We start from the raw sequence: 22344 nt of genomic DNA on the forward strand, positions 1-22344 counted from the left end.
GGGACGCGTTTCGAGTCGTCCCGGCGCCGCGAACGGATGCTCCGACAGAGGGCAAGGGATTAGAAAGTTTCCCAGTCCTGGTCGCCGCCGGCGCTGACGGGCGCCGCGGCTTTGGCCGGCGCTCTCGCGGGCGCTGCGGCGGGCGCCCTCGCAGGTGCCCTCGTGGCGGCGCTTGCGGCCGGAGCCTGCGGCGCGGGCCGCGCCGTGACGTGAGACATCTTGCGGGCCGCGACCGGACGCACCGGCTTGGCCGCACTTCTCGCCGCCGCGCTCAGGGGCGCCTGGCCGCTTTCGTCCAACTGGAACACCGCGACCGCGGCGCGCAGCTTGCCCGCCTGGTCTTCGAGCGAAGACGCCGCCGCGGCCGCTTCCTCGACCAGCGCGGCATTTTGCTGCGTGACCTCGTCCATCTGCGTGACGGCGCGCGCCACCTGGTCGATGCCGCTGCTCTGCTCTTCCGAGGCCGCCGCGATCTCGCCCATGATGTCGGTCACGCGCTGCACCGCGCCGATGATTTCCGTCATCGTGCGGCCGGCCTGGTCGACCAGCGCCGAGCCGGACTGCACCCGCTCGACCGAAGTGTCGATCAGTTCCTTGATTTCCTTGGCCGCCGCCGACGAGCGCTGCGCGAGACTGCGCACCTCGCCCGCCACGACCGCGAAACCGCGCCCGTCCTCGCCGGCCCGCGCCGCTTCCACGGCCGCGTTCAGGGCCAGGATGTTGGTCTGGAACGCAATGCCTTCGATGATCGAAATGATGTCCGCGATCTTCGCCGAACTCTGGTTGATGTCGCCCATCGTGCCGACCACCTGCCCGACCACCGTGCTGCCGCGATTGGCGATCTCCGACGCATTGGCCGCGAGCGAGCTCGCCTGGCGGGCATTGTCGGCGTTCTGTTTGACGGTGCCGGTCAGCTCTTCCATGCTCGACGCGGTTTCCTGCAACGCGGAGGCCTGCTCCTCGGTGCGCGACGAGAGGTCGAGATTGCCGGCCGCGATCTGACGCGTGGCTGTCGCGATGGATTCGCTGCCGCTGCGCACCGTGCGCACCGTTTCGGTGAGACTGCGCTGCATCTTCGCGATCCCTTCGAGCAGCCGGCCCATTTCATCGCGCGACGTGACGACGACCGGGCGGCGCAGATCGCCGGCGGCGATCGCGTCGAAGTGGCCGAGGGCTTCGTCGAGCGGACGGGCGATCGCGCGGCTCAGCACGAGATACGACAAGGCCGCGGCCAGCACGCCGACCAGCAGCGCGCCGGCGCTCACCAGCCGAAACAGGTCGAATTGGCTCTGCGCGGAGTCGTAACCCGCCTTCGCCGATTCGAACTGGAATTTGCGCAAGGCCTCGTCGGCGTTGGCGAGTTCGTTGTACGCCACCTGCAGACGCTTGGCGCTGTCGATCAGCTTGCTCTGATCGCTTGCCGCGACGATCGCGGCAAAAGCGTCCGCCTGCTGATGCAGCGCGTCGCGCTTGCCGACGACGACCTGTGCGAGACGGTCTTCCTCGGCGTCGCGCGGCAGGTCCATGTACTTTTTCCACCACGTGTCGGAGGTGGTGCGCATCAGGCGCGCGCGCTCGAGCGTGGGCGCCGATTCCGGCGTGCCGATCATGAACGCGGCGCGGTCGAGCGCCAGCCGTTCGCGCGCCGCGTACAGCTCCGCATTGCCGATGTCGACCGCGCTCGGCATGGCGTTGGTGAACGTGTCCTTATAGGCGTCGTTCGAACGGCTCATGCCGAACAGACCGAACACGCCGATGGCCACCAGCAGCGCGGCAAGGAATGCCATCGTCAGGCCAATGCGCGCCTTGATCGTGATGCCTTTGTTCAACATGCTTGTTCCTGTGCTTAGCAAATAAGAGAGCGCGTACGCGTGGGGCGTCTGCGTCGAGGCGTCCCTTTTTGGGTGCGGCGCTCTAAGTTTGTTTACGGCACGGAAAACGCATACTTGAAGTATTTATATGGTGTGAAGAAAGACGTTGTAACAAATTCGGCTCAACTTCAACGGCCCGGCAAGCGACGGCGCCGCGCGGATTACGGGGCGTTTCGGGCAATGACGGGGTGTGAAAAAGGGGCGCTGAACGAACGCGCCACGGGATGAGCCGGGTTCCGGCCTGAGCTGAGTACGAGCCTCATGCAAAGGTCGAGCCCAGGCACCACGGCGGACGCTTTTGCGCGCCGCGCATCGTTGGCCTCGATGCGCGGCGGGCTCGCTGCCAATCAGGCCGAAGCGTCCAGTTCGGCGCAAGTGGGAATCGACGGCTGCGCGCCGGCGCGCGTCACCGAGAGCGCCGCCGCGCGCTGCGCGAAGCGGATCGCCGCATCGACGCTCGCGCCTTGCGCGAGTTGCGCCGCGAAGCCGCCGATGAAGGTATCGCCCGCCGCGGTCGTATCGACGGCTGCCACCCGCGGCGCGTCGTACAGCGTCGCGGCCCCGCCGTCGAGCGTCGCGTGCACGCCGCGCGGACCGAGCGTGACCAGCACGTTGCGCGCGCCGGCCGCGCGCAGCGCGGCGGCGGCCCGCGCCGCGTCCTCGGGCGAGGCGACCGGCAGGCCGGTCAGCGTGGCGGCCTCGAGTTCGTTCGGGATCAGGTAGTCGATCAGCGGCAGCCAGTCGGCCGGCAACGGACCGGTGGCGGGCGCCGGATTCAGGATCACCGTCTTGCCCAGCCGCCGCGCCGCGGCAAGCGCCGCGCGCACGGTCGCGGGCGGCGTTTCGAGCTGGCAGATCACCACGTCGGCGGCGGCCAGCACGGCCTCGTGGCGGGCAATCGTTTCGGGCGTGACTTCGCCGTTGCTGCCCGCGACGATCACGATCGCGTTCTGGCTCGCATCGTCGACGACGATCAGCGCCACGCCGGTCGCCTGCGTCCCGGTTTCCAGCGCCGCGCAGTCGATGCCTTCCGCTTCGAGTCCGGCGCGCAACTGCGCGCCATTGGCGTCCGCGCCGACGCAGCCCAGCATCGACACCCGCGCGCCCAGCCGGGCGGCCGCGACCGCCTGGTTGCCGCCCTTGCCGCCCGCCACCTGCGCGAACGTGCGGCCCGCGAGCGTCTCGCCGGGATGCGGCAGACGCGGCGCGCGCGCCACCAGATCCATGTTCAGACTACCGACCACCGTCACGCGTGAGCGCGTTCGCTGACTTGCCACTCCCTTCTCCCATAGTGCAGCGAGCTTTCGTGCGCTTCGCCGCCGTTGCGCTCATGCCGCCAGATTGCGTTTGCCCGCGCCCGCCCAGGTCGCGGTGGATTCGCGCACGATCAGCCGCGGCGACACGACGCGCCGGCGGCCGGATGCGCGCGCGGTGCCCGACGGGGTCCCGGCGATGCGTTCGATCAGCGTTTGCGCGGCCATGTCGCCGAGCGCGCGCACCGATTGCCCGACCGTCGACAGCGACGGGTAGGTGAAGCGTCCCAGTTCGATGTCGTCGAAACCGATGATCGAGCAATCGCGCGGCACGCTGATGTTGCGTTCCGCCGCCGCGCGCAGCGCGCCGATGCCCATCATGTCGTTGCCGGCGAAAATCGCCGACGGCTTCGCCGTGTCGAACAGTTGCGCCGCCGCGCGATGGCCGCCCATGCCGGAAAAATCGCTTTCGACGATCGCATCCGGCGGAATCTCGATGCCGCGCTCGGTCATCGCGCGGATGAAGCCGTGTACCCGCATCGCGCTCACCGCGGTCTCGACCGGCCCGGTAATGCAGCCAATCCGCACATGCCCCAGTTCGAGCAGGTGGCGGGTGGCGAGATAGCCGCCCTTCTCATGGTCGATCTGCACCAGGTCCGCGTTCAGCCCCTCGATGTTGCGGTCGACGATCACGAGCGGCTCGCGCGCGTCGGCGAGCGCTTGCGCGAGCACCGCGTCGTCGCCGGCGGAGGCCACGATCAGCCCGTCGATGCGCTTTTCCTGCAACACGCGCAGATAGTTGCGCTGCTTGGCCGGGTCGTCGTCGGAATTGCAGAAGAACACGCAGTAGCCGTTGCGCGAGCAGCCGTCCTCGATGCCGCGCGCGAGTTCGGCGAAATACGGGTTCGTGCTGTTCGGCACCACCAGGCCGATCGTCGCCGTCGCCCGCGCCTTGAGCGAGCGGGCCACCGCCGACGGCACGTAGTGAAGCTGACGGATCGCGTGCTCGACCTTCGCGCGCACGTCGGCGGACACGGGCCGCGAGTTGTTCACCACGTGCGATACCGTCGTGAACGACACGCCTGCCACGGCCGCTACATCCTTGATCGTCGCCATAACTGTTGCTCTCCTGCCTGTTTTTTCCGCCGGTCGCGCCATCTGGCGACCCACCGGACGTCTTCATCGAAGACAGACCAAACCCATGAATTCTTACGCTTTACCGCTAACGACACCGTGACTGCTCATGCCGCGTCAATCTGCCGGACCGCTGCGCGCCGCGAGCGGCTCAGGCGCGCTTGCGGCGGCTGCGGTAGGTGTCGAGCACCACCGCCACCACGATCACCGCGCCGGTGATCATCCGCTTGGTCGGCTCGTTCGCGCCGATCTGCGCGAGGCCGGCCGCCAGCACCGAAATGATCAACACGCCAAAAAACGTACTGATGACCGAGCCGCGCCCGCCCATCAGGCTGGTGCCGCCGATCACCACTGCCGCGATCACCTGGAGTTCCACGCCGGCACCCGCGTTCGGATCGGCCGCTTCCAGACGCGAGATCTGGAACAGCGCGGCCAGGCCCGCGAGCGCGCCCATCAACGCGAACACGATGACCTTGTACGGCCGCGGATCGACCCCGGCGAGCCGCACCGCTTCCTCGTTGGTGCCGATGCCGACCAGATAGCGGCCGAATACCGTGCGCGTGAGCACCAGTTGCGCGATCACCATCACGGCCACCGCGATCAGGAACGCCGGCGAGATGCCGAAGGCGATCGGGTTCGACAGAAAATCGAAAGCGTCGCCGATATAGGCGGTGCGCGAATTCGTCATCTGATAGGCCATGCCGCGCGCCGCTTCCAGCACGCCGAGCGAGACGATGAACGACGGAATCCGCCAGCCCACCGTCACCGAACCGGTGATCGTGCCGGTCAGCGCCGCCGCCGCGACGCCCAGCAGCGCCGACGGCAACGGCCCCCAGCCCCACTTCAGCGCGGCCACGCTCACCACCGAGCCGCCCAGCGCCAGCACCGAACCCACCGACAGATCGATCCCGGCGATGATCAGCACGAAGGTCATGCCCACCGACATCACCACCAGATCGGGAATCTGGTTGGCGATCGTGCTGAATGTGTCGTAGGTGAGAAAGTGCGAACTGAGCAGCGAGAACAGCACGATCATCGCCAGCAGCGCGCCGGCCAGACCCAGGTAATTCGAAAAGCCGAGGCGCGTGCCCGCCGGCTTGCCGCTCGCGAGCGGCGCCGACGGGTCGGCCGGCGGCATGGCGTTGTTCGTGCTGTTGGCGTTGGCCGCGCCCTGCTTGCCATTCGGCGCTTCACGCAACGATTGATCGGTCATGACAGACTCCCTGCTTCGTTGGTGTCGGGGACGGCGTGGAGCAACGCTTCGCGGCTGCGGTAGCCGGCGAACGCCGCGGCCAGCAACGCATCCTGCGACCAGCCGTCGCGTTCGAACACACCCGTCATGCTTCCCGCGGACATCACGCCGATCCGGTCGCAGATCAGCATCAGTTCGCGCAGGTCGCTCGACACCACGACGAGCGCGCGCCCTTCCCGAGCCAGCGCGCCCATCAAGCCATAAATATCGAACTTCGCGCCGACGTCGATGCCGCGCGTGGGTTCGTCGAATAACAGCACGCGGCAATCGCGCGCGAGCCAGCGGCCGATCACGACCTTCTGCTGGTTGCCGCCCGACAGTTCGCCGACGATCTGCCCCGGCCCCGAACTGCGAATCCTCATGGCGTCGATCTGCTTTTGCGCCAGCGCGTTCTCGCGCCGCGCGTCGACGATGCCATGCCGCGCCACGCTGCCGATATTGCCGAGCGACACGTTGGCCGCGATCGGCTGCGGCAGCAAAAGGCCTTCGCCTTTGCGGTCCTCGGTGATCAGCGCGATGCCGGCGCGCACCGCGTCCGTGGGCGAGGCGATGTGCACGGGCGTGGGCGGCGCGCCCGGTTTCGACGCCAGCGCGACCGTGCCGCCGTCCTTCTGATCGGCGCCGTAAATCAGCCGCATCAGTTCGGTGCGGCCCGCGCCGATCAGCCCGCTAATGCCGAAAATCTCGCCCGCGCGCACCTCGAACGAGACCTCGCGCACCACCTTGCCGCGCGTGAGCTTGTCCACCTTCAGAAGCGGCGCGCCGATATTGCGCACGCCCAGATCGATCCGCTCGCCGAGTTCACGGCCCACCATCCACGTGACGATGTCGTCGCTCGTCAGGTTGGCCATCGCGTCGACATGCACCAGCCGGCCGTCGCGCAGCACCGCGACCCGCTCGGCGACGCGCGCGAGTTCCTCCAGCCGATGCGAGATGTAGACCAGCGCGACGCCGCGCGCCTTCAGGCGGTCGATCTGCTCGAACAGCAGATCGACTTCGCGCGCGGTCAGCATCGCGGTGGGTTCGTCGAGAATCAGCACGCGGCAGTCGTCGATCAGATTGCGGGCGATCTCCACCATCTGCTGATGGCCGATGCCGAGTTCGCCGACGAGCGTATCGGGATCGATCGCGTCGAGGCCGACTTGCGCCATGGCATGGCGCGCGTCCTCGCGCAGCTTGCGGCGGTCGATCCAGCCGAAGCGGAACGCGCCCGCCTGCGGCAAGCGGTTGAGGAACAGGTTTTCGGCCACCGACAGCGTCGGCAGCAGATTGAGTTCCTGCATCACCATGCGCACGCCGAGCGCTTCGGCTTCGGTGCGGCTCGCCGGCGCATACGGCTCGCCGCCGAGGCGCATCGCGCCGGTGGTCGGGTCGACGAGCCCGCCGATGATCTTGGACAGCGTACTCTTGCCCGCGCCGTTTTCGCCGGTCAGCGCCAATACCTCGCCGGCGCGCAACGACAGCGAAACGTCGGCGAGCACCGGTTCGGCATAGGTCTTGCCGATGCCGCTAACGGACAGTACGGCAGGCACGGCGTCGTGGTCGGTTGAATCCATCGCGATCCTGGTTCGGGCGGCCGGCGCGGCCTCATGCGATTCACTCGAATGAGGCGGCGGCCGATCGCCACGTGTCATGCCGGCCCAATGCGCGGAATGCGCAGGCGCTCACGGCCACGCACCCTCCCGCCGCGCGGCCACCGTCATGACGCTTACCTCTGGCATTAACGGCGGCGCGGCAGGTTTCTTGAGCGTTTATTGAATTGCCGCGGGTTCGTGTCTCGCCCGCATGCATAGGGCATGCGACGGCGTGAGCGCGAACCCTGGAGCCGGGCTCGTTGCTGTGCTTATTGCGGTGCTTATTGCGGTGTTTTCCCGGCGACGCTTACTTCGTCACCAGGTCGCACGGCGTTTCCACCACGCCGGACAACTGCGACTGCTTCTTGTGCTCGGCGATCGCCTTCAACGCCGTATCGATGCCGAACACGGCCTGCTTGGCGGCGTATTGATCGGCGGTGGCGAGCACGCGGCCGTCCTTCAGCATCGGCTTGATCGCGCCGATGTTGTCGTAGCCGACCACCATCACCTTGCCCTGCTTGCCCGCCGCGCGCACCGCCGAGACCGCGCCGATCGCCATGTTGTCGTTGCCGGCGAGCAGCGCCTTCAGGTTCGGGTACTCGTTGAGCATGGCCGAGGCCACCGCATTGCCCTTGTCGATTTCCCATTCGCCCGATTGCACCGAGACGACCTTCGCGCCGACGCTCTGCATCGCGTCCTTGAAACCGGCGGTGCGCTGCTGCGCGTTGGTGGTGGTCGACACGCCTTCGAGAATCCCGACCTCGTCGCCCGCCTTCAGCTTTTTGGCCAGATAGTCGCCGACCTTCTGCGCGCCCTTGCGGTTGTCCGGTCCGACGAACGGCACGTTCAGATCCTTTGACTTGAGCACGTCCGGGTCGAGCCGGTTGTCGATGTTCACGACGATGATGCCCGCGTCGACCGCCTTCTTGACGACCGGCACCAGCGCCTTCGAATCGGCCGGCGCGAGCACGATCGCGTCGACCTTGGACACGATCATCTGCTCGACGATGCGGATCTGGTTCGCCGTATCGGTTTCGTCCTTGATGCCGTTGGTGATCAGGTCGAACTGGCCGGGATTGTGTTTCTGGTAATCCTTCGCGCCGTTTTCCATGGTGAGGAAGAACTCGTTGGCGAGCGACTTCATCACCAGCGCCACCTTCGGCTTATGAGCGGGCGCGGTTTGCGCGTAAGCGGCGGAAAACGGCAGCGCGGCGGTAGCGGTGGCGAGGACGGCGGCCGCCAGCAGGCGGCGGCGAATGCGATGGCTCATGCATATCTCCAAGGTTTGTCGGACTCGCGGGCGAGCCGTATTTTTAGTGACGCGCAAACGTTTGCGGGGCCTATTCTCAGCGCAGCCTGCTCGCATTGTCAACGATTCGCGGTGTTGCAGTGCACCGGGGCGCAGAATATGCGGCGGTGCGTGGCGGTCGATCGATTCGACCCGGCGCGCGTGTCGAGCGCGCCGGCAGGCGGCGTGTTGGCAAGGGTCCTCGCGGGGTGCGTACGTGGCTGAATTGCCGCCGGCTGCAAGGTCAGCGGCCAACGGGCCGCCTATGCTGGACTTTTATTGCGCGCGGTGCAAGCGTGAACATGCGCGGCGTCCCGGATGACCCGCGCGTTGCACAGCGGCGCGCTGGACGCCGGATCAGAGCCAGCCGGCTTTGCGGAAACGCCAGTACAGCACGAAATCGACCGTCGCCATGACGGTTAGACAGATGGGATAGCCGTACCGGTAGTGCAATTCGGGCAGATTCTGGAAGTTCATTCCGTAGATGCCGGCGATCATGGTCGGCACCGCGAACAGCGCCGCGAACGAGCCGAGCCGCTTGGTCACCTCGCTCTCCGCGAGCGAAATCATGCCGAGATTGACCTGCACGGCCGTGACGATCATTTCGCGCCGGCCGTCGATGGTGCGCACGATCCGTTCGAGGTGGTCGTAGACATCGCGGAAGTACGCCTGCATGCCTTCGCAAACGCTGGGAATACGCCCGCCCGTCAACTTGCTGATGGCTTCCTGAAGCGGCGCGATATGGTGCTGCAACGTGACGAGGCGCCGCTTCAGCGAGTACAGATCCTGAATGATCGCGCGCGATGCCGCCGAATTGTTGCGATCGAAAATGCGGTCTTCCAGTTGCTCGATCTCGGCGTTCATCGCCTGGACGATCGGGAAATAGCGATCGACGATGTCGTCGACGAGCGCGTACAGCACGAACGCCGAGCCCTTCTTGAGCAGCTTCGGCTCGCGCTCGCAGCGCGCGCGCACGTTCTGAAAGCCGGCGCGCGTGCCGCGGCGCACCGAGAGCACGTAGTTGCGCCCCACGAACACGTCGACCTCGCCGATCACCAGCTCGCCGTCTTCGTCCATTTCGACCGTGTGCATCACCGCGAACAGCGACTCGCCGTACTCCTCGATCTTGGGGAGCTGATGGCCCTTCTGCGCATCCTCGATCGCGAGCTCGTGCAGGCCGAACTCGTGTTTCATCACGGCCAGTTCGCCCGGCCCGGGGTCTTTCAGCGCGACCCAGACGAAGCACTCGGGCCGCGCCACGTAGTCGCTGATGCTATCGATGTCGATGTCAGCCAGCTTCCGGCCGTCCTGATAGGCGGCGCAATTGATCAGCATGTTGGATTACCTTGAAAACGAAACCGGCAGGCGCCGCGGCGCGGTGTAAGCCGAACGTCGGATTCGCATGAACGAATGCGATAGCCGTCATGTTAACGGGCTAACGGGGCGCCGCATCGACCTCATGTATCGAATTGTTATACCCCGGGCGCGATGAATGCGCGCCCCTTGCGTGACGCCGCGTTCTTCTTCATGATCGCTGCAAAGCCCGGTGCCGTGGACGCGAGCGTTACGGCTTCGCCCGCCGCGAACATGGTTTGCCCGCACTTCCGCTTCGCTGCACCGGCCATGCGCGACACCATCGCCGCCCGCCTCGCCGGATAGACACAACGACCAAGGAGACTGCAATGTGGTACTTCACCTGGATTCTCGGCATCGGCGTGGCATTGGGCTTCGGCATTATCAACGTCATGTGGCTGGAAGCCAACGGCAAGTTCGCGCGCGACCCGCAACCCGCCGGCAGCGCGTCCGGCACCGCCGAGGACACGCCTTGACCCGTCTGGTTTTTTTCTGCGGTCACGCGGGCACCGGCAAGACCACGCTCGCGAAGAAGCTGATCGGTCCGCTGATGAAGGCCACCGCATCGCCCTTCTGCCTGCTCGACAAGGACACGCTCTACGGCAGCTATAGCGCGGCCGCCATGGGCATGCTCACGGGCGATCCGAACGATCGCGACAGTCCGCTGTTTCTGGAGCATTTGCGCGAGCCCGAGTATCGCGGCCTGCTAGATACCGCCCGCGACAATCTCGCGCTCGGCGTCAGTGCGCTGGTGGTCGGGCCGTTGTCGCGCGAGGTGCGCGAACGGCGCCTGTTCGATCGCGCCTGGCTGGGGGTCGATGCGAACGTCGCGCTGCGGGTCGTATGGGTCCATACGTCGGAAGAGACCGCGCATGAGCGTATCGTCGCGCGCGGTAATCCGAACGACGCCTACAAGCTCGCGCACTGGGACGAGTACCGGCAGCGCCGCTTCGTGCCGAGCGGCGACCTTTGCGAGGACCTGTTGATGTTCGACAATACCGCGCCCGCCGCGGCGGATTACGAGGCGCTGCTGGCGCGGATCGTCGGTGAGCCGCTTGCGGTGTCGGGGATGCCGCCGGTGCCTGTGTAGCGCGGGCCCTGGTCGTAGTAACGGTGTGGATGCGGGTGTCGCGCCGGGCTTGCGCCCGACTTGTTTCCCTACTCGTCCGATATAAAAAACGCCCCGCAAGGCGGGGCGTTCGAGTGGTCCTCTGCGGGACCCTTTCTGCTTGCTCGTGGCGGACGGTTCGACAACAACCGCGTCGACAACCAATCGCACGGCCCACGGTTTCGAGCCTTTCGCAACCGCGCCGCCTTACACCGTCGCCATCGCATCCAGCGAGCGGCCTTCATACAACTGGCCGAAGCGGTTCGCCAGAAACTCGCGCAGCGATACCTGCTCCTGGCGCACAAAGCCGCTTTGCGGCAGCTTCTTCTCGCGAAACAGATCGAGCACCGCGCACATCGCGCCGGCCGTGGTGATCTGAATCGCGCTCATCGGCACGCCGCACACCGTCTTCGCGAAGATCTTGCGCGTGAACACCTCCTGCACCAGTTGACCGTCGCGCATGCCGCTCACGGTGATGAACACCAGCACCACGTCCTGCGCGGTGGCCGGCACCGAACGGCGCAGGATGGTCTTGAGCGTGTCGCGGTCGCTCGACAAACGCAGGTCTTCCAGCAGGAACTGCATCAGGTTGCGGTGGCCCGGATAGCGCACCGACTTGTAGTCGAGCGATTCGACGCGGCCCGACAACGTCTCACACAGCGTGCCCAAGCCGCCGGAGGTGTTGAAGGCTTCGTATTCGGTGCCGTCGAGCGAGAAATGCTCCAGGCCTTCGAGCGGCTGCACCCATTGCGTGCGGCTGTCGCGGATCGCTTCGCACGGCTGGCAGTATTCGTTGATCAGACCGTCGACGCTCCACGTCAGGTTGTACTTCAGCGCATTGGTCGGAAATTCCGGCAGTGCGCCCACGCGCATCTTGACGTCGCGGATTTCCGTGAAGCGGTTCGCCAGTTCATGCGCGGCGATGCCGATGAAGCCCGGCGCGAGACCGCACTGCGGCATGAAGGCGTGCTCGGCGCCGTCGGCGATCGCGCGGATCGCGTGGGTGGCGCGCACGTCCTCGGTCAGGTCGAAGTAATGCACGCCCGCGCCCTTGGCCGCCGAGGCGACGTTCACGGCCAGGTAATAAGGCAGCGCGTTGACGAGCGCATCGAAGCCTTGCATCGCGGCGCGCAGCGCGGCGGCATCGGCGGAATCGACGCGGCGGGTCGGAATGCCCTGGGCGGAAAGCTTGTCGAGCGCGTGCTGGTCGCGGTCGAACGCGACGACATCGTAGTCGCCGGTGTCGCGCAACAGGTGGGCAATGGTGTGACCGATCAAACCTGCGCCAACGATGGCTACTTTCATGCGCTTCTCCAATTTTTTGTGTGCGCTGTCTCAAGCGTGGAAGTGCGCTGCGCGCTACGCGCCGCGCCCGGCGGGCCGAACCCTTGAGACACAGTTTAGGGAGAAGCAAAAACAGTTCATACACGCAAAATGCTGCGTTATGACCATAGACTTCGACGTTATGACGACACGGCCAGTCGAAATGTCGAAAACGTATAAAAATGGCGTAAGCGGCGCGCGCTGCGCTCACACCATGCCGCGGTCGATCTTGCGCGCGAGAATGATCGAGGTCGTGGTCCGCACGACGCCTTCCAGCCCGCCGATCTGATCGAGCAGATCGTTGAGGCGATCGGGCGAATCCGCGCGCAGCCACGCGACGTAATCGAACTCGCCGCTCACCGCGCACAGCAACTGCACCTCGGGCATCTTGCCGAGCCGCTTCTGCACCGCCGGCCCGTGCCGCGGCGCGATGATGATGCCGACGTACGCATAGATGCTGGAGTCGAGCACGTCCTGGCCGAGCCGCACGCTATAGCCCGCGATCACGTTGCTGCGTTCGAGCCGCGCGATGCGCGCGATCACGGTGGTGCGCGCCACGCCCAGTTGGCGCGCGAGATTGGCGACGCTCTCGCGCGCATTGGCTTGCAGCAGCGCAACGAGGTTGCGGTCGAGGTCGTCGAGTTGATCGAGGCGCGGAGGTCTCATCGTGAAGAAGGAAGTGGTTGATCGGTGGCCGGATGGATTATCGCGCGTCTTCAATCGCGAACGAGGCGATGCGGTGACCCGGCACACCTGGTCCCCGGACAGAATTCATACGTCAAGGCTGGTGGTGCGTTTCGGCTGATCTTTGGAACTTATGCCCCACCGCTCCCACCTCGGTCTGGAAAGAAGCGGGCCGGAAGCAAGCGCCATTTCCATAGCCCAGCCCCGCGCGGGGCTTTTTCATGTCAGCCGTTGGCAACCAGTGAGTCCACGAGATCGCGCCCCTCGCGATAGGCCGCATCGAGCGCCTCTGCTTCGGTCGCAAAGACGTCGCCGAGTTCATAAAACTGCTTGCGTTGCCCGGCATGACGCAGATCAGCGCCTGGTCGGCATACATACCCGTTGTAATGGTAGGGGGTGTTTGGCGTCGGGGGCCCATATGCAAGGATCGGCAGCACCCAGATTTCAAATCCCTTGTAGTCGATTTTTTCCCACATAGACACCTCGAACGTTAGTGTCGCGGTACCGCCGCGCGCGGTCCTTTTCTTCGTATGGCTGCGGCTTTCTGAGTCCAGATCGACTGGATCGTCGACATACAGGAAGGCGGCCGCGTTATTTGTGGTTGATCTTTGCCAGGCGCTCCATACACTTTACGCATGTCATCGCGTAAAGGAAATGTCATGAAGCCGATCAGATTGCGCGTGCCGCGGGAGGAAGCAGGGAACCTCCCGGACGATCTCACCGCATGGGCGAGCACCAGTGGAGTCGATCCAGGTCTCACGATATTCAACGAACCGGGGAAGACCACGAACACCAGCTCGACCACGCTGTATCTCGTCCATGTGAACGAAAGCTTCTTCGATCAGTTTCCGGAGTGGCGCATGTACATTGAGCAGTAGCGTGGCAGCGCTTGCGGAGCGCGTTGGATGTAAGCCTCGCAGCTTGGCATGTGTGACGCGTTGGCTCGAACTTGACCGGTGGGGGTTTGCGGTAAACATCGCTGGAGTTCCGATGGTCACGCGCGAATATTACGAAGCGGAATCGTCTGTTGCGTCTGCGACTTCAAAAACGCACTCGCGTGCAGCGCTTTCGCTCACGCGCCGAACCGCTCGATCACGAAATCGATGAAGCTGGTGAGCTTGGGCGTGGCGCGGCGATCGCGCGGGTAAAGCAGATGAACCGGCGCGCCTTCAGGCAGATAGTCCTCGAGTACCGACACCAGTTCGCCGCTGGCGATCTCCTTGGCGAGCAGCGCCTCCGGCTGCAACACGAGGCCGAAGCCGCGCAACGCGGCAACCTTGAGCGCCTGGCCGTTGTTGGCGCGAAACCGGCCCGCACGCAGCGGCTTGTCGCCGGCAGTTTCGCCGTCCAGCCGCCACGTTCCTTCGCGGCCCCAATGCAGAAAACCGAGGCATTCGTGATGCGCGAGATCGGCCGGCGTGCGCGGCGTGCCGGCGCGCGCCAGATACGCGGGCGACGCGCACGCGCGCATCCGGTAGGGCTTCAACGGTCGCGCGACGAAGCTCGAATCCGGCAGATGACCGATCCGCACCGACGCGTCGAAGCCCTCTTCCACCAGGTCGATCACACGGTTCGACAGATCGAGTTCGAGCGTGACGTCCGGCCACGCGCTCAGATAGTCGGTCATGGCGGGCGCGAAAACCTCGGCGCCGTAAGTGAGCGGCACCGTCACCTTGAGCACGCCGCGCGGCGCGGCCGCCATCGCCTCGGCGAGCGACTCGGCCGCCTTCACGTCGGCGAGAATCCGCCGGCATTGCTCGTAATACTGCCGGCCTATCTCCGTCAGACTTTGCCGGCGCGTGGTGCGCGTGAGCAGCCGCGTCGCCAGCCGGGTTTCGAGCGAACGGATGTGCTTGCCCACCATCGCCGACGAAATGTCGAAGCGCTCGGCCGCCGCGGTCAAGCTGCCCGCCTCGACCACGGCGACGAAAATCTCCATGCTGACGAATTTATCCACCCGCTATTTCCTGTTCGTTTCGGTTGTAAGCGTTTGTCGCGCACGAGCCGCATTGTAGGGATATCGTGATACTAATAGCGCCGACGGCGAACCAGGCAGCCGGTCGCCATGCGTCGCCACGGCTCACGCACGCATGGCGGGCCGCTCGCCCTGTACGCCTTGTCCCAATTCGAATAGACATCAGGAGTTTCGATGAAAAAAACACTGGTACTGCTGGCCTCCGCCGTCGCGATGAGCGGCGCATTCGCCCAGGCTTCCGCGCCGGTTCCGGCTTCCCCCGCGGCGAGCGCCGCCGCTTCCTCGCCCGCCGCCAAGGCCGGACACGAGCGCAACGTCGAGGACCGCATCGCCTACCTGCACTCGCAATTGAAGATCACGGCGGCGCAGGAGCCGCAGTGGAACACCTTCGCCGACGTGATGCGCGGCAACGGCCAGACGATGGGCCAACTGTTCCAGCAGCGCAAGGCGGCCACCAACGTGACGGCGGTCGACGACATGAAGCAATATGCCGCGATCTCGCAAGCGCACGCGGACGGCATGAAGAAGCTGGTCGACGCATTCGACCCGCTGTACAACAGCCTCTCGCCGGAACAGAAGAAGCTGGCCGACGTGACGTTCCATCAGCCGGGCGGCGTCGAGGGCGGTCGGCGTCATCATGGCAAGGGCAAGGTCGGCAAGGTCGCGCCGGCGCCCGCGAGCGACGCGGCGGTCAAGCCGTAAGACTTTGATCGCGCGCAGCGCGGCGTTTGCGCGCTGCGCCGCGATTCATTCACGCCGCCGTCAGCGGCAAAAGAAGCGGGTCTCGAGACGCATCTGGCATGATGCGGGCATGCGCGGCGCCACGTCACGGCGCCGCGGTCAACATCTCTCTACCCATTCGCTTCATGACCGAACTCAAAAACCTCGACCTCAGTCAAGATGCCAACGCTCACCGTGTCGTCAAGAACGAAACGGTGAGCGTCGAATTCGCCGCCGCCGAAGGCCAATTGATGAGCCTCGAAGGCCCGAACCGCTATGCTCGCGGCGACGCGCTGATCACCGGATCGACCGGCGACCGCTGGGTCGTCTCGCGCGCGCGCTTCGACGCCAAATACCTCCCTGCCGACGCCGCCGTCTCGCACGGCCAACCGGGCCCGTACCGCAACCGCCCCGCCGTCGTCCTCGCCAAACAGATGAACGAAGCGTTCTCGCTCGCCCGCTCGGCGGACGGCGGCGACGTGCTGCACGGCGTGGCCGGCGACTGGATCATGCAGTACGCGCCGGGCGACTACGGCGTCGTCCAGGCCGCGCGCTTCGCGAAGGTCTATCGGCTCGCGGATTGATTCGCTTCAGGCAAAACCGTCGGGCAAATCCGTCAGGCAAACTCGTCGCCCAGATTGACGGTGACGTCGCGCGGCACCGCCTCGCCGTTCGCATACTGCTCTTCGAGCGAGCCGATGCTCGCTTCGACATACGCGCGCAGCACCGCGAAACTGCGGCCGCGCAGCCGCGCCGGCAACGCGCGATAACGCGCCCACGCGGCCGGCGCGATCACCACGCTCATCACGATGCGGCGCGCGGCCGCGCCGAAACGCATCGCCACCCAGTGAATCGCCAGCGTCGGCGTGCCGTCCTCAGCCGCGCGCTGGATGAACTGCGTCTGCTCGGGGAACAGATCGCTGATGACGCGCGCCAATTCCTCGAACTCGGGATTCGCGCAGTCGTATTGGTAAGCTTCCATGAGATGTGCCGAAAGTGGTCTGGAGAGTCCGCGGATATCGCAAGGATGGGCCGACGGTTCAACGCGCCGGCATGGCTCATGCGGGCACCGGCGCACGCCGGAACGTCCTGAACAACAGACCCGCGACGAGCAGCGCCGCCAGCGCATAAATACCGTCCACCGCCGCGAGCGGCACGAGTTGCGCCTGGAACAGCGCGGCGGGCACGTCCACCAGCGCGTGCAGCACGATGGCGAGCGGCAGGATGCCGCGCCAGCCCGCCCGCAAGCCGCGCCACATCAGCACCGACAAGCCGATCTGGAACACCAGCGCGGCCACGCGTTCGAGCGCGAAGATGCCGGCCGTCTGCGGCGTCAGGCTTGCGAGAATCACGTGGATGCGCATCAACGAATCGGCCGGCAGGTTGCTTAGATAGCCGTCCAGTTCGCCACGGTTTTCGAGCACCGCGAACAGGATCCATTGAATCTGCACCAGCACGCCGACGAGCCACGCTTCGGCGCCGCCGTGGCCAAGGCCGTACGTGAGCGCGGTGCCGTCGCCGGCGGCCGCCGTGGAGGCCGGCTTCGCCGCGGCGCGCTTAAGCAGCAGGCGCATGCCGATGAAGCGCCCCACTTCCTCGCAGATTCCGGCAACGAGCGCGCCGTACACCACGAAGGCGAGCGGATTCGACAGGAAAGTGGCCGTCGCCTCGTTCCGATGCAGCACGTAATCGTTCAGCGCGCGCTCGATCACCATCGCGAAGAGCGCGAACACGGCGATGCCGATGATCGCATCGCGCGGCTTGAGCGCGAGCGGCCGGCGCAGACGACGGTAGATCAGGAACGGTAAAGCGGCGACCAGCAGCGTCGCGACGGCGAGGCTCGACAGGGTAAGCGGTGCAACAACCATGAGTTTCCTTGCGATGACCGGCGCGCACCCGCTGCGCGCCGCAGCCCGAATGATCGCAGATCAGCGCGGAGTCAGCGCGAAGTCAGCGCGGAGTCAGCGCGAAGTCGGCGGGAAATCAGCGCAAGGTCGAGGCGCGGACGATCAATTCGCCCGGCAAAAGGCAGTCGCGCGCACTGGTTTGAACGCCTTCGATGCGCTCGTGCAGGAACTCGACCGCGCGGTAGCCGATCTCGTAGGTAGGCTGGCGGATGGTCGTGACGCCGGTCAATTCGGCCCAGTCGGGGTCGTCGATGGAGAGGAGCGCGACGCGTGATTGCCAGGCGGCGCCGTAACGCGCCTTCAGGTGCAATGCGAGGCAGAGCGCGACCGGCGCGTTCGCGGCGAAGAGGGCGATGCGTGCGGCGTTGGTTGGGGCGTTGGTCGAGGCATTGCTTGCATCGCCAGCCGCATCGATCGCGCGGTCGAGTTCGGCGAGGCCGCGTGCGACCGCGGCGCTGTCGGCAAGATCGAGCACCAGCGTATGCCCGCGCACGCGACCATTGGCGCCTGCACGACTTACTCCGCTTACTCCACTTACTCCCGACGCACCCCAACCGCCCTCCCCTCGACCACCCACCGCACTCGCACTCCACTCGCCCTGCGCGCTCATCACCTCGCGAAACGCCGCCTCGCGCAACCGCCGCGAACTGACCTGCTCGAACGGCTGCACGACGAACCAGATCTCGTCGAAGCCGTTATCCAGCAGATGCCGCGTGCCGAGTTCGGCCGCCGCCCGGTTGTCCAGGCCGACCATATCGGCGACGAGCCCTTCCACCGAACGGTCCACCAGCACCGCCGGAATCCCGCCGCCGCCCACCGGCCGCAGCGTTTCCTCGCGCACGCCGAGCGCGTTGACGATCACGCCTTCCACCCGATAGGTAGTGAGCAGTTGCAGATAGCGCCGCTCCATCTCCACTTCGTTCGCCGCGTGGCAGATCAGCGGCATCAGGCCGAGCGCGTGACAGGCCGCCTCCGCGCCTTGCAGCACCTCGACGGTGTACGGATTGGTCAGGTCGGCGAGCAGCATGCCGATCAACCGGTTGCGGCCACGCTTGAGCCCACGCGCCATCTGGTTCGGCTGATAGTCGAGCCGTTCGATCGCCGCCTCGATGCGCGCGCGCAACTCGGGCGACAACGCGCTCATCTCGCCGTTCAGATAGCGCGAGATGCTGGTCTTGCCGGTGCCGGCTTCGCGCGCGACGTCGGTGATCGTCGCGCGGCGCGGCGTGGCGGGCGGCATCGGGTTCATTGGCGCATGGCTCACCGACGCAAGACTTCGCGATTGACGATGTTGGCGGTGAGCGTGCCGTCGAGCGCGGCGACCAGGTTTTCCGCCGCGTTGCGCGCCATCGCGTGACGCGTCTCGTGAGTCGCCGAGCCGATGTGCGGCAACGCGACCACGTTCGGCATCGTCAGCAAAGGCGAATCGGCCGGCAGCGGTTCGGTCTCGAACACGTCGAGACCGGCGCCGTGAATCGTGCCGTTGCGCAGCGCCTCGATCAACGCGTTTTCGTCGACGGTCGCGCCGCGCGAGGCGTTGATCAGAATCGCGCTGCGCTTCATCGACCCGAGTTCGGCCGCGCCGATCAGGTGCTTCGTCTCGGGCGTCAAGGGCACTTGCAGGCAGACGAAATCGGCGCTGGCAAGCAGCTCCGCCAACTCGACGCACCGCGCGCCGTACGCCTGTTCCGCCTGCGGATTCGCGCTGCGGTTCGTGTACAGCACCTTCATGCCGAAGCCGAGCGCCGCGCGCCGCGCGACCGCGCCGCCAATGCGCCCCAGCCCGACGATGCCGAGCGTCTTGCCCTGCACGTCCACGCCGAAATGCGCCGGCCCGATGCTTTGCCGCCACTGCCCGGCCTTGACCCAGTTCGCGAGTTCGACCACCCGGCGCGCCGACGCCAGAATCAGCGAGAACACGGTGTCGGCGGTCGATTCGGTCAGCACGTCCGGCGTGTGCGCGAGCACGATGCCGCGCCGCGTGAGATCGGCGACATCGAACTGGTCGAAGCCCACCGAGATGGTCGACAAGGCCGTCAGCCGGCTCGCGCCTTCGAGCATCGCCGGCGTGATCCTCACGCTGGCGCCGATGCCGCCGTCCGCGTCGCGCAGCGCGGCAACCAGCGCGTCGTGCCGCGCGGGATCGACCTGCACGACTTGCGCATGCTGTTGCAGATAGGCGAGCACGTCCTCGGGCAACGATTTCCAGGCGACGATTTTCTTCATCAGCTTATTTTCCTTGCAACGGTGTGGCGAGCGTGGGGGCCTTGGTCAGCGGCTGCGGCTTGACGGCCAGCGTCAGGATCACCGCGGCGATCAACGCCACGCTCATGAACGCATACGATGCCGCGGGCGAGCCGGTCGCGCCGTTCAGATAGCCGACCACGTACGAGCCGACGAACGAACCCAGCGCGCCCATGCTGTTGATCAGCGCCATCGCGCCGCCCGCGACGTTCTTCGGCAGCAGTTCCGGCACGATCGCGAAGAACGGGCCATAAGGCGCGTACATCGCGGCGCCGGCGATCACCAGCAGCGCGTACGACAGCCAGAAGTGCGTGGAGCCGATCGCATACGACGCCGCGAAGGCCACCGCGCCGATCAGCAAAAACGGCCACACGAACACCTTGCGGCGGTTGAGTTTATCGGATGCCCACGAAGCCGCAAGCATCGCGATCGTCGCGGCCAGATACGGCAGCGCGGACAGCCAGCCGGTTTCCACCATGCCGAGCGTCGAGCCGTTCTTCAGGATCGACGGCAGCCACAGCACGAAACCGTACACGCCGATGCTCCAGCAGAAATATTGCGCGCACAGCTTGATCACCGCCGGCGAGCGGAAAGCCTCGCCGTAATTGCGCACGGGTTTGATCGCGGCCTGCTCGGCGCGCAGCGTTTCGGCGAGATCGGCCTTCTGTTGCGCCGTGAGCCACGAGACCTGCTGCGGCTTGTCCTGCACGATGAACCACCAGCACACGGCCCATAGAATCGCCGGCACGCCTTCGGCGACGAACATGTGACGCCAGCCGAACGAATGCACCAGATAGCCGGACACCACCGACATCCACAGCACCGTCACCGGATTGCCGAGAATCAGGAAGGTGTTGGCGCGCGAGCGCTCGCGCTTCGTGAACCAGTTGCTGATGAAGATCAGCATCGCCGGCATCACGGCGGCTTCGACCACGCCGAGCATGAAGCGGATCACCATCAGCGAGGGAATGTTGCTGACCATGCCGGTCAGCGCCGCGCAGCCGCCCCACAAAACGAGGCTCCAGAACACGAGCTTCTTGACGCTGCGGCGTTCCGCGTAGATCGCGCCCGGAATCTGGAAGAAGAAATAGCCGAGGAAGAACAACGCGCCGATCAGCGACGACAGTCCCTTGCTGATGCCCAGGTCCTGGTTGATGCCGGCGGCGGCCGCGAAACCGTAGTTCGCGCGGTCGAGATAAGCGAGGCTGTAGGTGATGAAAACGATCGGCATGATCGTCCACCAACGGCGGATCGCAAGCGATGAAGTCATGAGTGTCTCCTTTGACGGCTTTCCGAAACAATGATGAACGGTTGTCATGCGGCGCCGTGCGGGCGCTCTTGTTGTTATCGAACGGCGTTCACGCGGCGTTGGCGATGCGCGGCGCGGCAGTGAGGTCGAGCGTATCGAGTTCGAGCGCGTCGAGTTCGGCGCGCGTCGGCAGGCCCTCGGAATCGCCGATCACCTGGATCGCCAGCGCGCCGATGCGATTGCCGCGCGCCACCGCTTGCGGCAGCGGCTTGCCTTCGAGCAACGCGCTGATCACGCCGACCGCGAAACCGTCGCCCGCGCCGACCGTGTCCACCACGTTCGCGACGGGTTCACAGGCGATCACGGCGGCATCGTCGGCGCTGCGGAAGTACGCGCCTTGCGCGCCGAGCTTGACGATCACGGCGCGCGCGCCGCGGTCGAGATAGAACTTCGCGATGTCCTCGGGCTGCGTGTAGCCGGTCAGGATCTCGCCCTCGCCGATGCCGGGCAGCACCCAGTCGGCCAGGGCCGCGAGCGCGTTCAAGCCTTCGACCATCGCCGCGCGCGAGGGCCACAGCGTCGGACGCAAGTTCGGGTCGAAGGAAATCGTCTTGCCGGCCGCACGCATTTCATGCGCCAGATGGAAGGCGAGTTCGCGCGAACTCGCGGAGATCGCCGGCGCGACGCCGGTCAGATGCAGATGACGGGCGGAGAGTACATATTCCGCCGCGTAGTCGTCCAGCGACAGGTGGCTCGCCGCCGATCCCTTGCGGAAGTATTCGATCGCGGGATCGCTGCCGTCGTCGGCTTTCGACTTCAGCTGGAAGCCGGTGGGGTAGCGCTCGTCGGTGGTGACGCGGCGTTGGTCGATGCCTTCCTTCGTCAGCGTGTCGCGCACGTACTGGCCGAACGAATCGTGGCCGACGCGGCTCATCCAGCCGACGTTGAAGCCGAGCCTGGCAAGACCGATCGCCACGTTCAGATCGGCGCCCGCGACGCGTTTGGTGAACCGTCCGACGCCCGCGAGCGGGCCGGTTTCGGCGGCCACGAACATGGCCATTGCTTCGCCGTAGGTGATGACGTCGAGTGCTGCGCCTGGGTTGCTCATGCTTCGCTCCTGCGGGGTTCTTTGGGTGGTGGGTCGCGGTGGTGCCGGTTTACGGGTTGCGTGTGCTGGTGCGCTTTTTTGCGTGGCCTCTTTGCGTGGGCCTCTTTGCGTGGGCCTCTTTGCGTGGGCCTCTTTGCGTGGGCTTCTTTGCGTGTGCTTCTTTGCGTGTGCTTCTTTGCGTGTGCTTCTTTGCGTGTGCTTCTTTGCGTGTGCTTCTTTACGGCGTTTGCTTCTTTACGGCGTTTGCTTCTTTACGGCGTGTGCTTCTTTACGGCGTGTGTCTCTTTACGGCGTGTGCCTC

Annotated in this window: 23 protein-coding genes; 6 read left to right on the plus strand and 17 right to left on the minus strand. The window is 65.9% G+C overall.

The window, feature by feature from the left end:
- Nucleotides 1–59: 59 nt before the first annotated feature.
- The 7 genes from ACOCG7_RS21490 to corA all read right to left on the minus strand — a co-directional run bounded on the left by ACOCG7_RS21490 (nt 60) and on the right by corA (nt 9707).
- The gene (locus ACOCG7_RS21490) at nt 60–1832 is read right to left on the minus strand and encodes a methyl-accepting chemotaxis protein (RefSeq protein WP_244744052.1); all 1773 of its coding nucleotides are present in this window, start codon (nt 1830–1832) and stop codon (nt 60–62) included.
- A 386-nt stretch (nt 1833–2218) separates the two neighbouring features.
- Nucleotides 2219–3148 carry a ribokinase gene (rbsK, locus tag ACOCG7_RS21495; RefSeq protein ID WP_244744050.1) on the minus strand — a complete coding sequence of 310 codons (930 nt, stop codon included), beginning with the start codon at nt 3146–3148 and terminating at the stop codon, nt 2219–2221.
- A 51-nt stretch (nt 3149–3199) separates the two neighbouring features.
- Entirely contained in the window at nt 3200–4240 is a 1041-nt protein-coding gene (locus tag ACOCG7_RS21500) for a LacI family DNA-binding transcriptional regulator (RefSeq protein ID WP_244744048.1), read from the minus strand.
- Between the two features lie 169 nt (nt 4241–4409).
- Nucleotides 4410–5471 (minus strand): ABC transporter permease, encoded by a 1062-nt coding sequence (locus ACOCG7_RS21505; protein ID WP_073431070.1) that lies wholly within the window; start codon nt 5469–5471, stop codon nt 4410–4412.
- Nucleotides 5468–7066, minus strand: a complete 1599-nt coding sequence (locus tag ACOCG7_RS21510; protein WP_244744046.1) for a sugar ABC transporter ATP-binding protein — start codon at nt 7064–7066, stop codon at nt 5468–5470. The genes ACOCG7_RS21505 and ACOCG7_RS21510 overlap by 4 nt, the downstream gene beginning before the upstream one ends.
- 325 nt (nt 7067–7391) lie before the next feature.
- Nucleotides 7392–8354: a sugar ABC transporter substrate-binding protein gene (locus tag ACOCG7_RS21515; RefSeq protein ID WP_073431068.1), complete on the minus strand. Its 963-nt coding sequence runs from the start codon at nt 8352–8354 to the stop codon at nt 7392–7394.
- A gap of 375 nt (nt 8355–8729) precedes the next feature.
- Nucleotides 8730–9707 carry a magnesium/cobalt transporter CorA gene (gene corA, locus ACOCG7_RS21520; RefSeq protein ID WP_073431067.1) on the minus strand — a complete coding sequence of 326 codons (978 nt, stop codon included), beginning with the start codon at nt 9705–9707 and terminating at the stop codon, nt 8730–8732.
- A gap of 168 nt (nt 9708–9875) precedes the next feature.
- On the opposite strand from corA, the gene ACOCG7_RS21525 reads away from it, so the two are divergent.
- From ACOCG7_RS21525 to ACOCG7_RS21535, 3 genes are read left to right on the plus strand one after another with little or no spacing between them, the layout of a single operon-like run.
- Complete coding sequence (locus tag ACOCG7_RS21525; RefSeq protein ID WP_244744045.1) at nt 9876–10031, plus strand: hypothetical protein; 156 nt, start codon at nt 9876–9878, stop codon at nt 10029–10031.
- A gap of 23 nt (nt 10032–10054) precedes the next feature.
- Nucleotides 10055–10201, plus strand: coding sequence for a cytochrome bd-I oxidase subunit CydX (gene cydX / locus ACOCG7_RS21530; RefSeq protein WP_073431066.1), 147 nt, complete (start codon nt 10055–10057; stop codon nt 10199–10201).
- Nucleotides 10198–10815, plus strand: coding sequence for an AAA family ATPase (locus ACOCG7_RS21535; RefSeq protein ID WP_244744044.1), 618 nt, complete (start codon nt 10198–10200; stop codon nt 10813–10815). The genes cydX and ACOCG7_RS21535 overlap by 4 nt, the downstream gene beginning before the upstream one ends.
- A gap of 225 nt (nt 10816–11040) precedes the next feature.
- On the opposite strand, the gene ACOCG7_RS21540 is transcribed toward ACOCG7_RS21535, so the two are convergent.
- The 3 genes from ACOCG7_RS21540 to ACOCG7_RS21550 form a co-directional block, all read right to left on the minus strand.
- Nucleotides 11041–12138 carry a saccharopine dehydrogenase family protein gene (locus tag ACOCG7_RS21540; RefSeq protein WP_114162541.1) on the minus strand — a complete coding sequence of 366 codons (1098 nt, stop codon included), beginning with the start codon at nt 12136–12138 and terminating at the stop codon, nt 11041–11043.
- A 225-nt stretch (nt 12139–12363) separates the two neighbouring features.
- A complete protein-coding gene (locus ACOCG7_RS21545) occupies nt 12364–12822 on the minus strand; it encodes an Lrp/AsnC family transcriptional regulator (RefSeq protein WP_073431062.1) in 459 nt (152 codons plus the stop codon).
- A 242-nt stretch (nt 12823–13064) separates the two neighbouring features.
- Nucleotides 13065–13316, minus strand: a complete 252-nt coding sequence (locus ACOCG7_RS21550) for a hypothetical protein (RefSeq protein ID WP_073431099.1) — start codon at nt 13314–13316, stop codon at nt 13065–13067.
- Between the two features lie 183 nt (nt 13317–13499).
- Between ACOCG7_RS21550 and ACOCG7_RS21555 the strand changes: the two genes are divergently transcribed.
- A complete protein-coding gene (locus ACOCG7_RS21555) occupies nt 13500–13718 on the plus strand; it encodes a hypothetical protein (protein WP_083083781.1) in 219 nt (72 codons plus the stop codon).
- Between the two features lie 194 nt (nt 13719–13912).
- Here ACOCG7_RS21555 and ACOCG7_RS21560 read toward each other — a convergent pair whose 3' ends face one another.
- Nucleotides 13913–14797: a LysR substrate-binding domain-containing protein gene (locus tag ACOCG7_RS21560; protein WP_114162542.1), complete on the minus strand. Its 885-nt coding sequence runs from the start codon at nt 14795–14797 to the stop codon at nt 13913–13915.
- Between the two features lie 192 nt (nt 14798–14989).
- On the opposite strand from ACOCG7_RS21560, the gene ACOCG7_RS21565 reads away from it, so the two are divergent.
- Together ACOCG7_RS21565 and ACOCG7_RS21570 are read left to right on the plus strand one after the other, a co-directional pair.
- A complete protein-coding gene (locus ACOCG7_RS21565) occupies nt 14990–15517 on the plus strand; it encodes a Spy/CpxP family protein refolding chaperone (RefSeq protein ID WP_244744041.1) in 528 nt (175 codons plus the stop codon).
- 164 nt (nt 15518–15681) lie between these two features.
- A complete protein-coding gene (locus ACOCG7_RS21570; protein ID WP_244744040.1) occupies nt 15682–16119 on the plus strand; it encodes a PGDYG domain-containing protein in 438 nt (145 codons plus the stop codon).
- Between the two features lie 32 nt (nt 16120–16151).
- Here the strand turns inward: ACOCG7_RS21570 and ACOCG7_RS21575 are convergent, their stop codons facing one another.
- From ACOCG7_RS21575 to ACOCG7_RS21600, 6 genes are all read right to left on the minus strand, one after another.
- Nucleotides 16152–16517 (minus strand): DUF3022 domain-containing protein, encoded by a 366-nt coding sequence (locus ACOCG7_RS21575; protein WP_154873975.1) that lies wholly within the window; start codon nt 16515–16517, stop codon nt 16152–16154.
- A gap of 76 nt (nt 16518–16593) precedes the next feature.
- Entirely contained in the window at nt 16594–17403 is an 810-nt protein-coding gene (locus ACOCG7_RS21580; protein WP_073431054.1) for a YhfC family intramembrane metalloprotease, read from the minus strand.
- Between the two features lie 115 nt (nt 17404–17518).
- Nucleotides 17519–18691, minus strand: coding sequence for a LacI family DNA-binding transcriptional regulator (locus ACOCG7_RS21585; protein ID WP_244744039.1), 1173 nt, complete (start codon nt 18689–18691; stop codon nt 17519–17521).
- 11 nt (nt 18692–18702) lie between these two features.
- Nucleotides 18703–19668, minus strand: coding sequence for a 2-hydroxyacid dehydrogenase (locus ACOCG7_RS21590; protein ID WP_244744038.1), 966 nt, complete (start codon nt 19666–19668; stop codon nt 18703–18705).
- A 4-nt stretch (nt 19669–19672) separates the two neighbouring features.
- Nucleotides 19673–20956, minus strand: coding sequence for an MFS transporter (locus ACOCG7_RS21595; protein WP_073431051.1), 1284 nt, complete (start codon nt 20954–20956; stop codon nt 19673–19675).
- A gap of 88 nt (nt 20957–21044) precedes the next feature.
- Nucleotides 21045–22043: a sugar kinase gene (locus tag ACOCG7_RS21600; protein ID WP_244744037.1), complete on the minus strand. Its 999-nt coding sequence runs from the start codon at nt 22041–22043 to the stop codon at nt 21045–21047.
- Nucleotides 22044–22344 lie beyond the last annotated feature (301 nt).

It is taken from the genome of Paraburkholderia sp. DD10, from assembly GCF_049177125.1.
In the GTDB taxonomy this organism is placed as follows: domain Bacteria; phylum Pseudomonadota; class Gammaproteobacteria; order Burkholderiales; family Burkholderiaceae; genus Paraburkholderia; species Paraburkholderia terricola.

What these genes read in the sequence shown, in the direction of transcription:
- cydX (WP_073431066.1), top strand. Translation starts at nt 10,055, where the DNA reads ATGTGGTACTTCACCTGGATTCTCGGCATCGGCGTGGCATTGGGCTTC.
- ACOCG7_RS21595 (WP_073431051.1), bottom strand. Translation starts at nt 20,956, where the DNA reads ATGACTTCATCGCTTGCGATCCGCCGTTGGTGGACGATCATGCCGATC.
- ACOCG7_RS21590 (WP_244744038.1), bottom strand. Translation starts at nt 19,668, where the DNA reads ATGAAGAAAATCGTCGCCTGGAAATCGTTGCCCGAGGACGTGCTCGCC.
- ACOCG7_RS21585 (WP_244744039.1), bottom strand. Translation starts at nt 18,691, where the DNA reads ATGAACCCGATGCCGCCCGCCACGCCGCGCCGCGCGACGATCACCGAC.
- ACOCG7_RS21490 (WP_244744052.1), bottom strand. Translation starts at nt 1,832, where the DNA reads ATGTTGAACAAAGGCATCACGATCAAGGCGCGCATTGGCCTGACGATG.
- ACOCG7_RS21580 (WP_073431054.1), bottom strand. Translation starts at nt 17,403, where the DNA reads ATGGTTGTTGCACCGCTTACCCTGTCGAGCCTCGCCGTCGCGACGCTG.
- ACOCG7_RS21505 (WP_073431070.1), bottom strand. Translation starts at nt 5,471, where the DNA reads ATGACCGATCAATCGTTGCGTGAAGCGCCGAATGGCAAGCAGGGCGCG.
- ACOCG7_RS21510 (WP_244744046.1), bottom strand. Translation starts at nt 7,066, where the DNA reads ATGGATTCAACCGACCACGACGCCGTGCCTGCCGTACTGTCCGTTAGC.
- ACOCG7_RS21540 (WP_114162541.1), bottom strand. Translation starts at nt 12,138, where the DNA reads ATGAAAGTAGCCATCGTTGGCGCAGGTTTGATCGGTCACACCATTGCC.
- ACOCG7_RS21600 (WP_244744037.1), bottom strand. Translation starts at nt 22,043, where the DNA reads ATGAGCAACCCAGGCGCAGCACTCGACGTCATCACCTACGGCGAAGCA.
- ACOCG7_RS21500 (WP_244744048.1), bottom strand. Translation starts at nt 4,240, where the DNA reads ATGGCGACGATCAAGGATGTAGCGGCCGTGGCAGGCGTGTCGTTCACG.
- ACOCG7_RS21550 (WP_073431099.1), bottom strand. Translation starts at nt 13,316, where the DNA reads ATGTGGGAAAAAATCGACTACAAGGGATTTGAAATCTGGGTGCTGCCG.
- corA (WP_073431067.1), bottom strand. Translation starts at nt 9,707, where the DNA reads ATGCTGATCAATTGCGCCGCCTATCAGGACGGCCGGAAGCTGGCTGAC.
- ACOCG7_RS21565 (WP_244744041.1), top strand. Translation starts at nt 14,990, where the DNA reads ATGAAAAAAACACTGGTACTGCTGGCCTCCGCCGTCGCGATGAGCGGC.
- ACOCG7_RS21575 (WP_154873975.1), bottom strand. Translation starts at nt 16,517, where the DNA reads ATGGAAGCTTACCAATACGACTGCGCGAATCCCGAGTTCGAGGAATTG.
- ACOCG7_RS21570 (WP_244744040.1), top strand. Translation starts at nt 15,682, where the DNA reads ATGACCGAACTCAAAAACCTCGACCTCAGTCAAGATGCCAACGCTCAC.
- ACOCG7_RS21515 (WP_073431068.1), bottom strand. Translation starts at nt 8,354, where the DNA reads ATGAGCCATCGCATTCGCCGCCGCCTGCTGGCGGCCGCCGTCCTCGCC.
- ACOCG7_RS21555 (WP_083083781.1), top strand. Translation starts at nt 13,500, where the DNA reads ATGAAGCCGATCAGATTGCGCGTGCCGCGGGAGGAAGCAGGGAACCTC.
- ACOCG7_RS21545 (WP_073431062.1), bottom strand. Translation starts at nt 12,822, where the DNA reads ATGAGACCTCCGCGCCTCGATCAACTCGACGACCTCGACCGCAACCTC.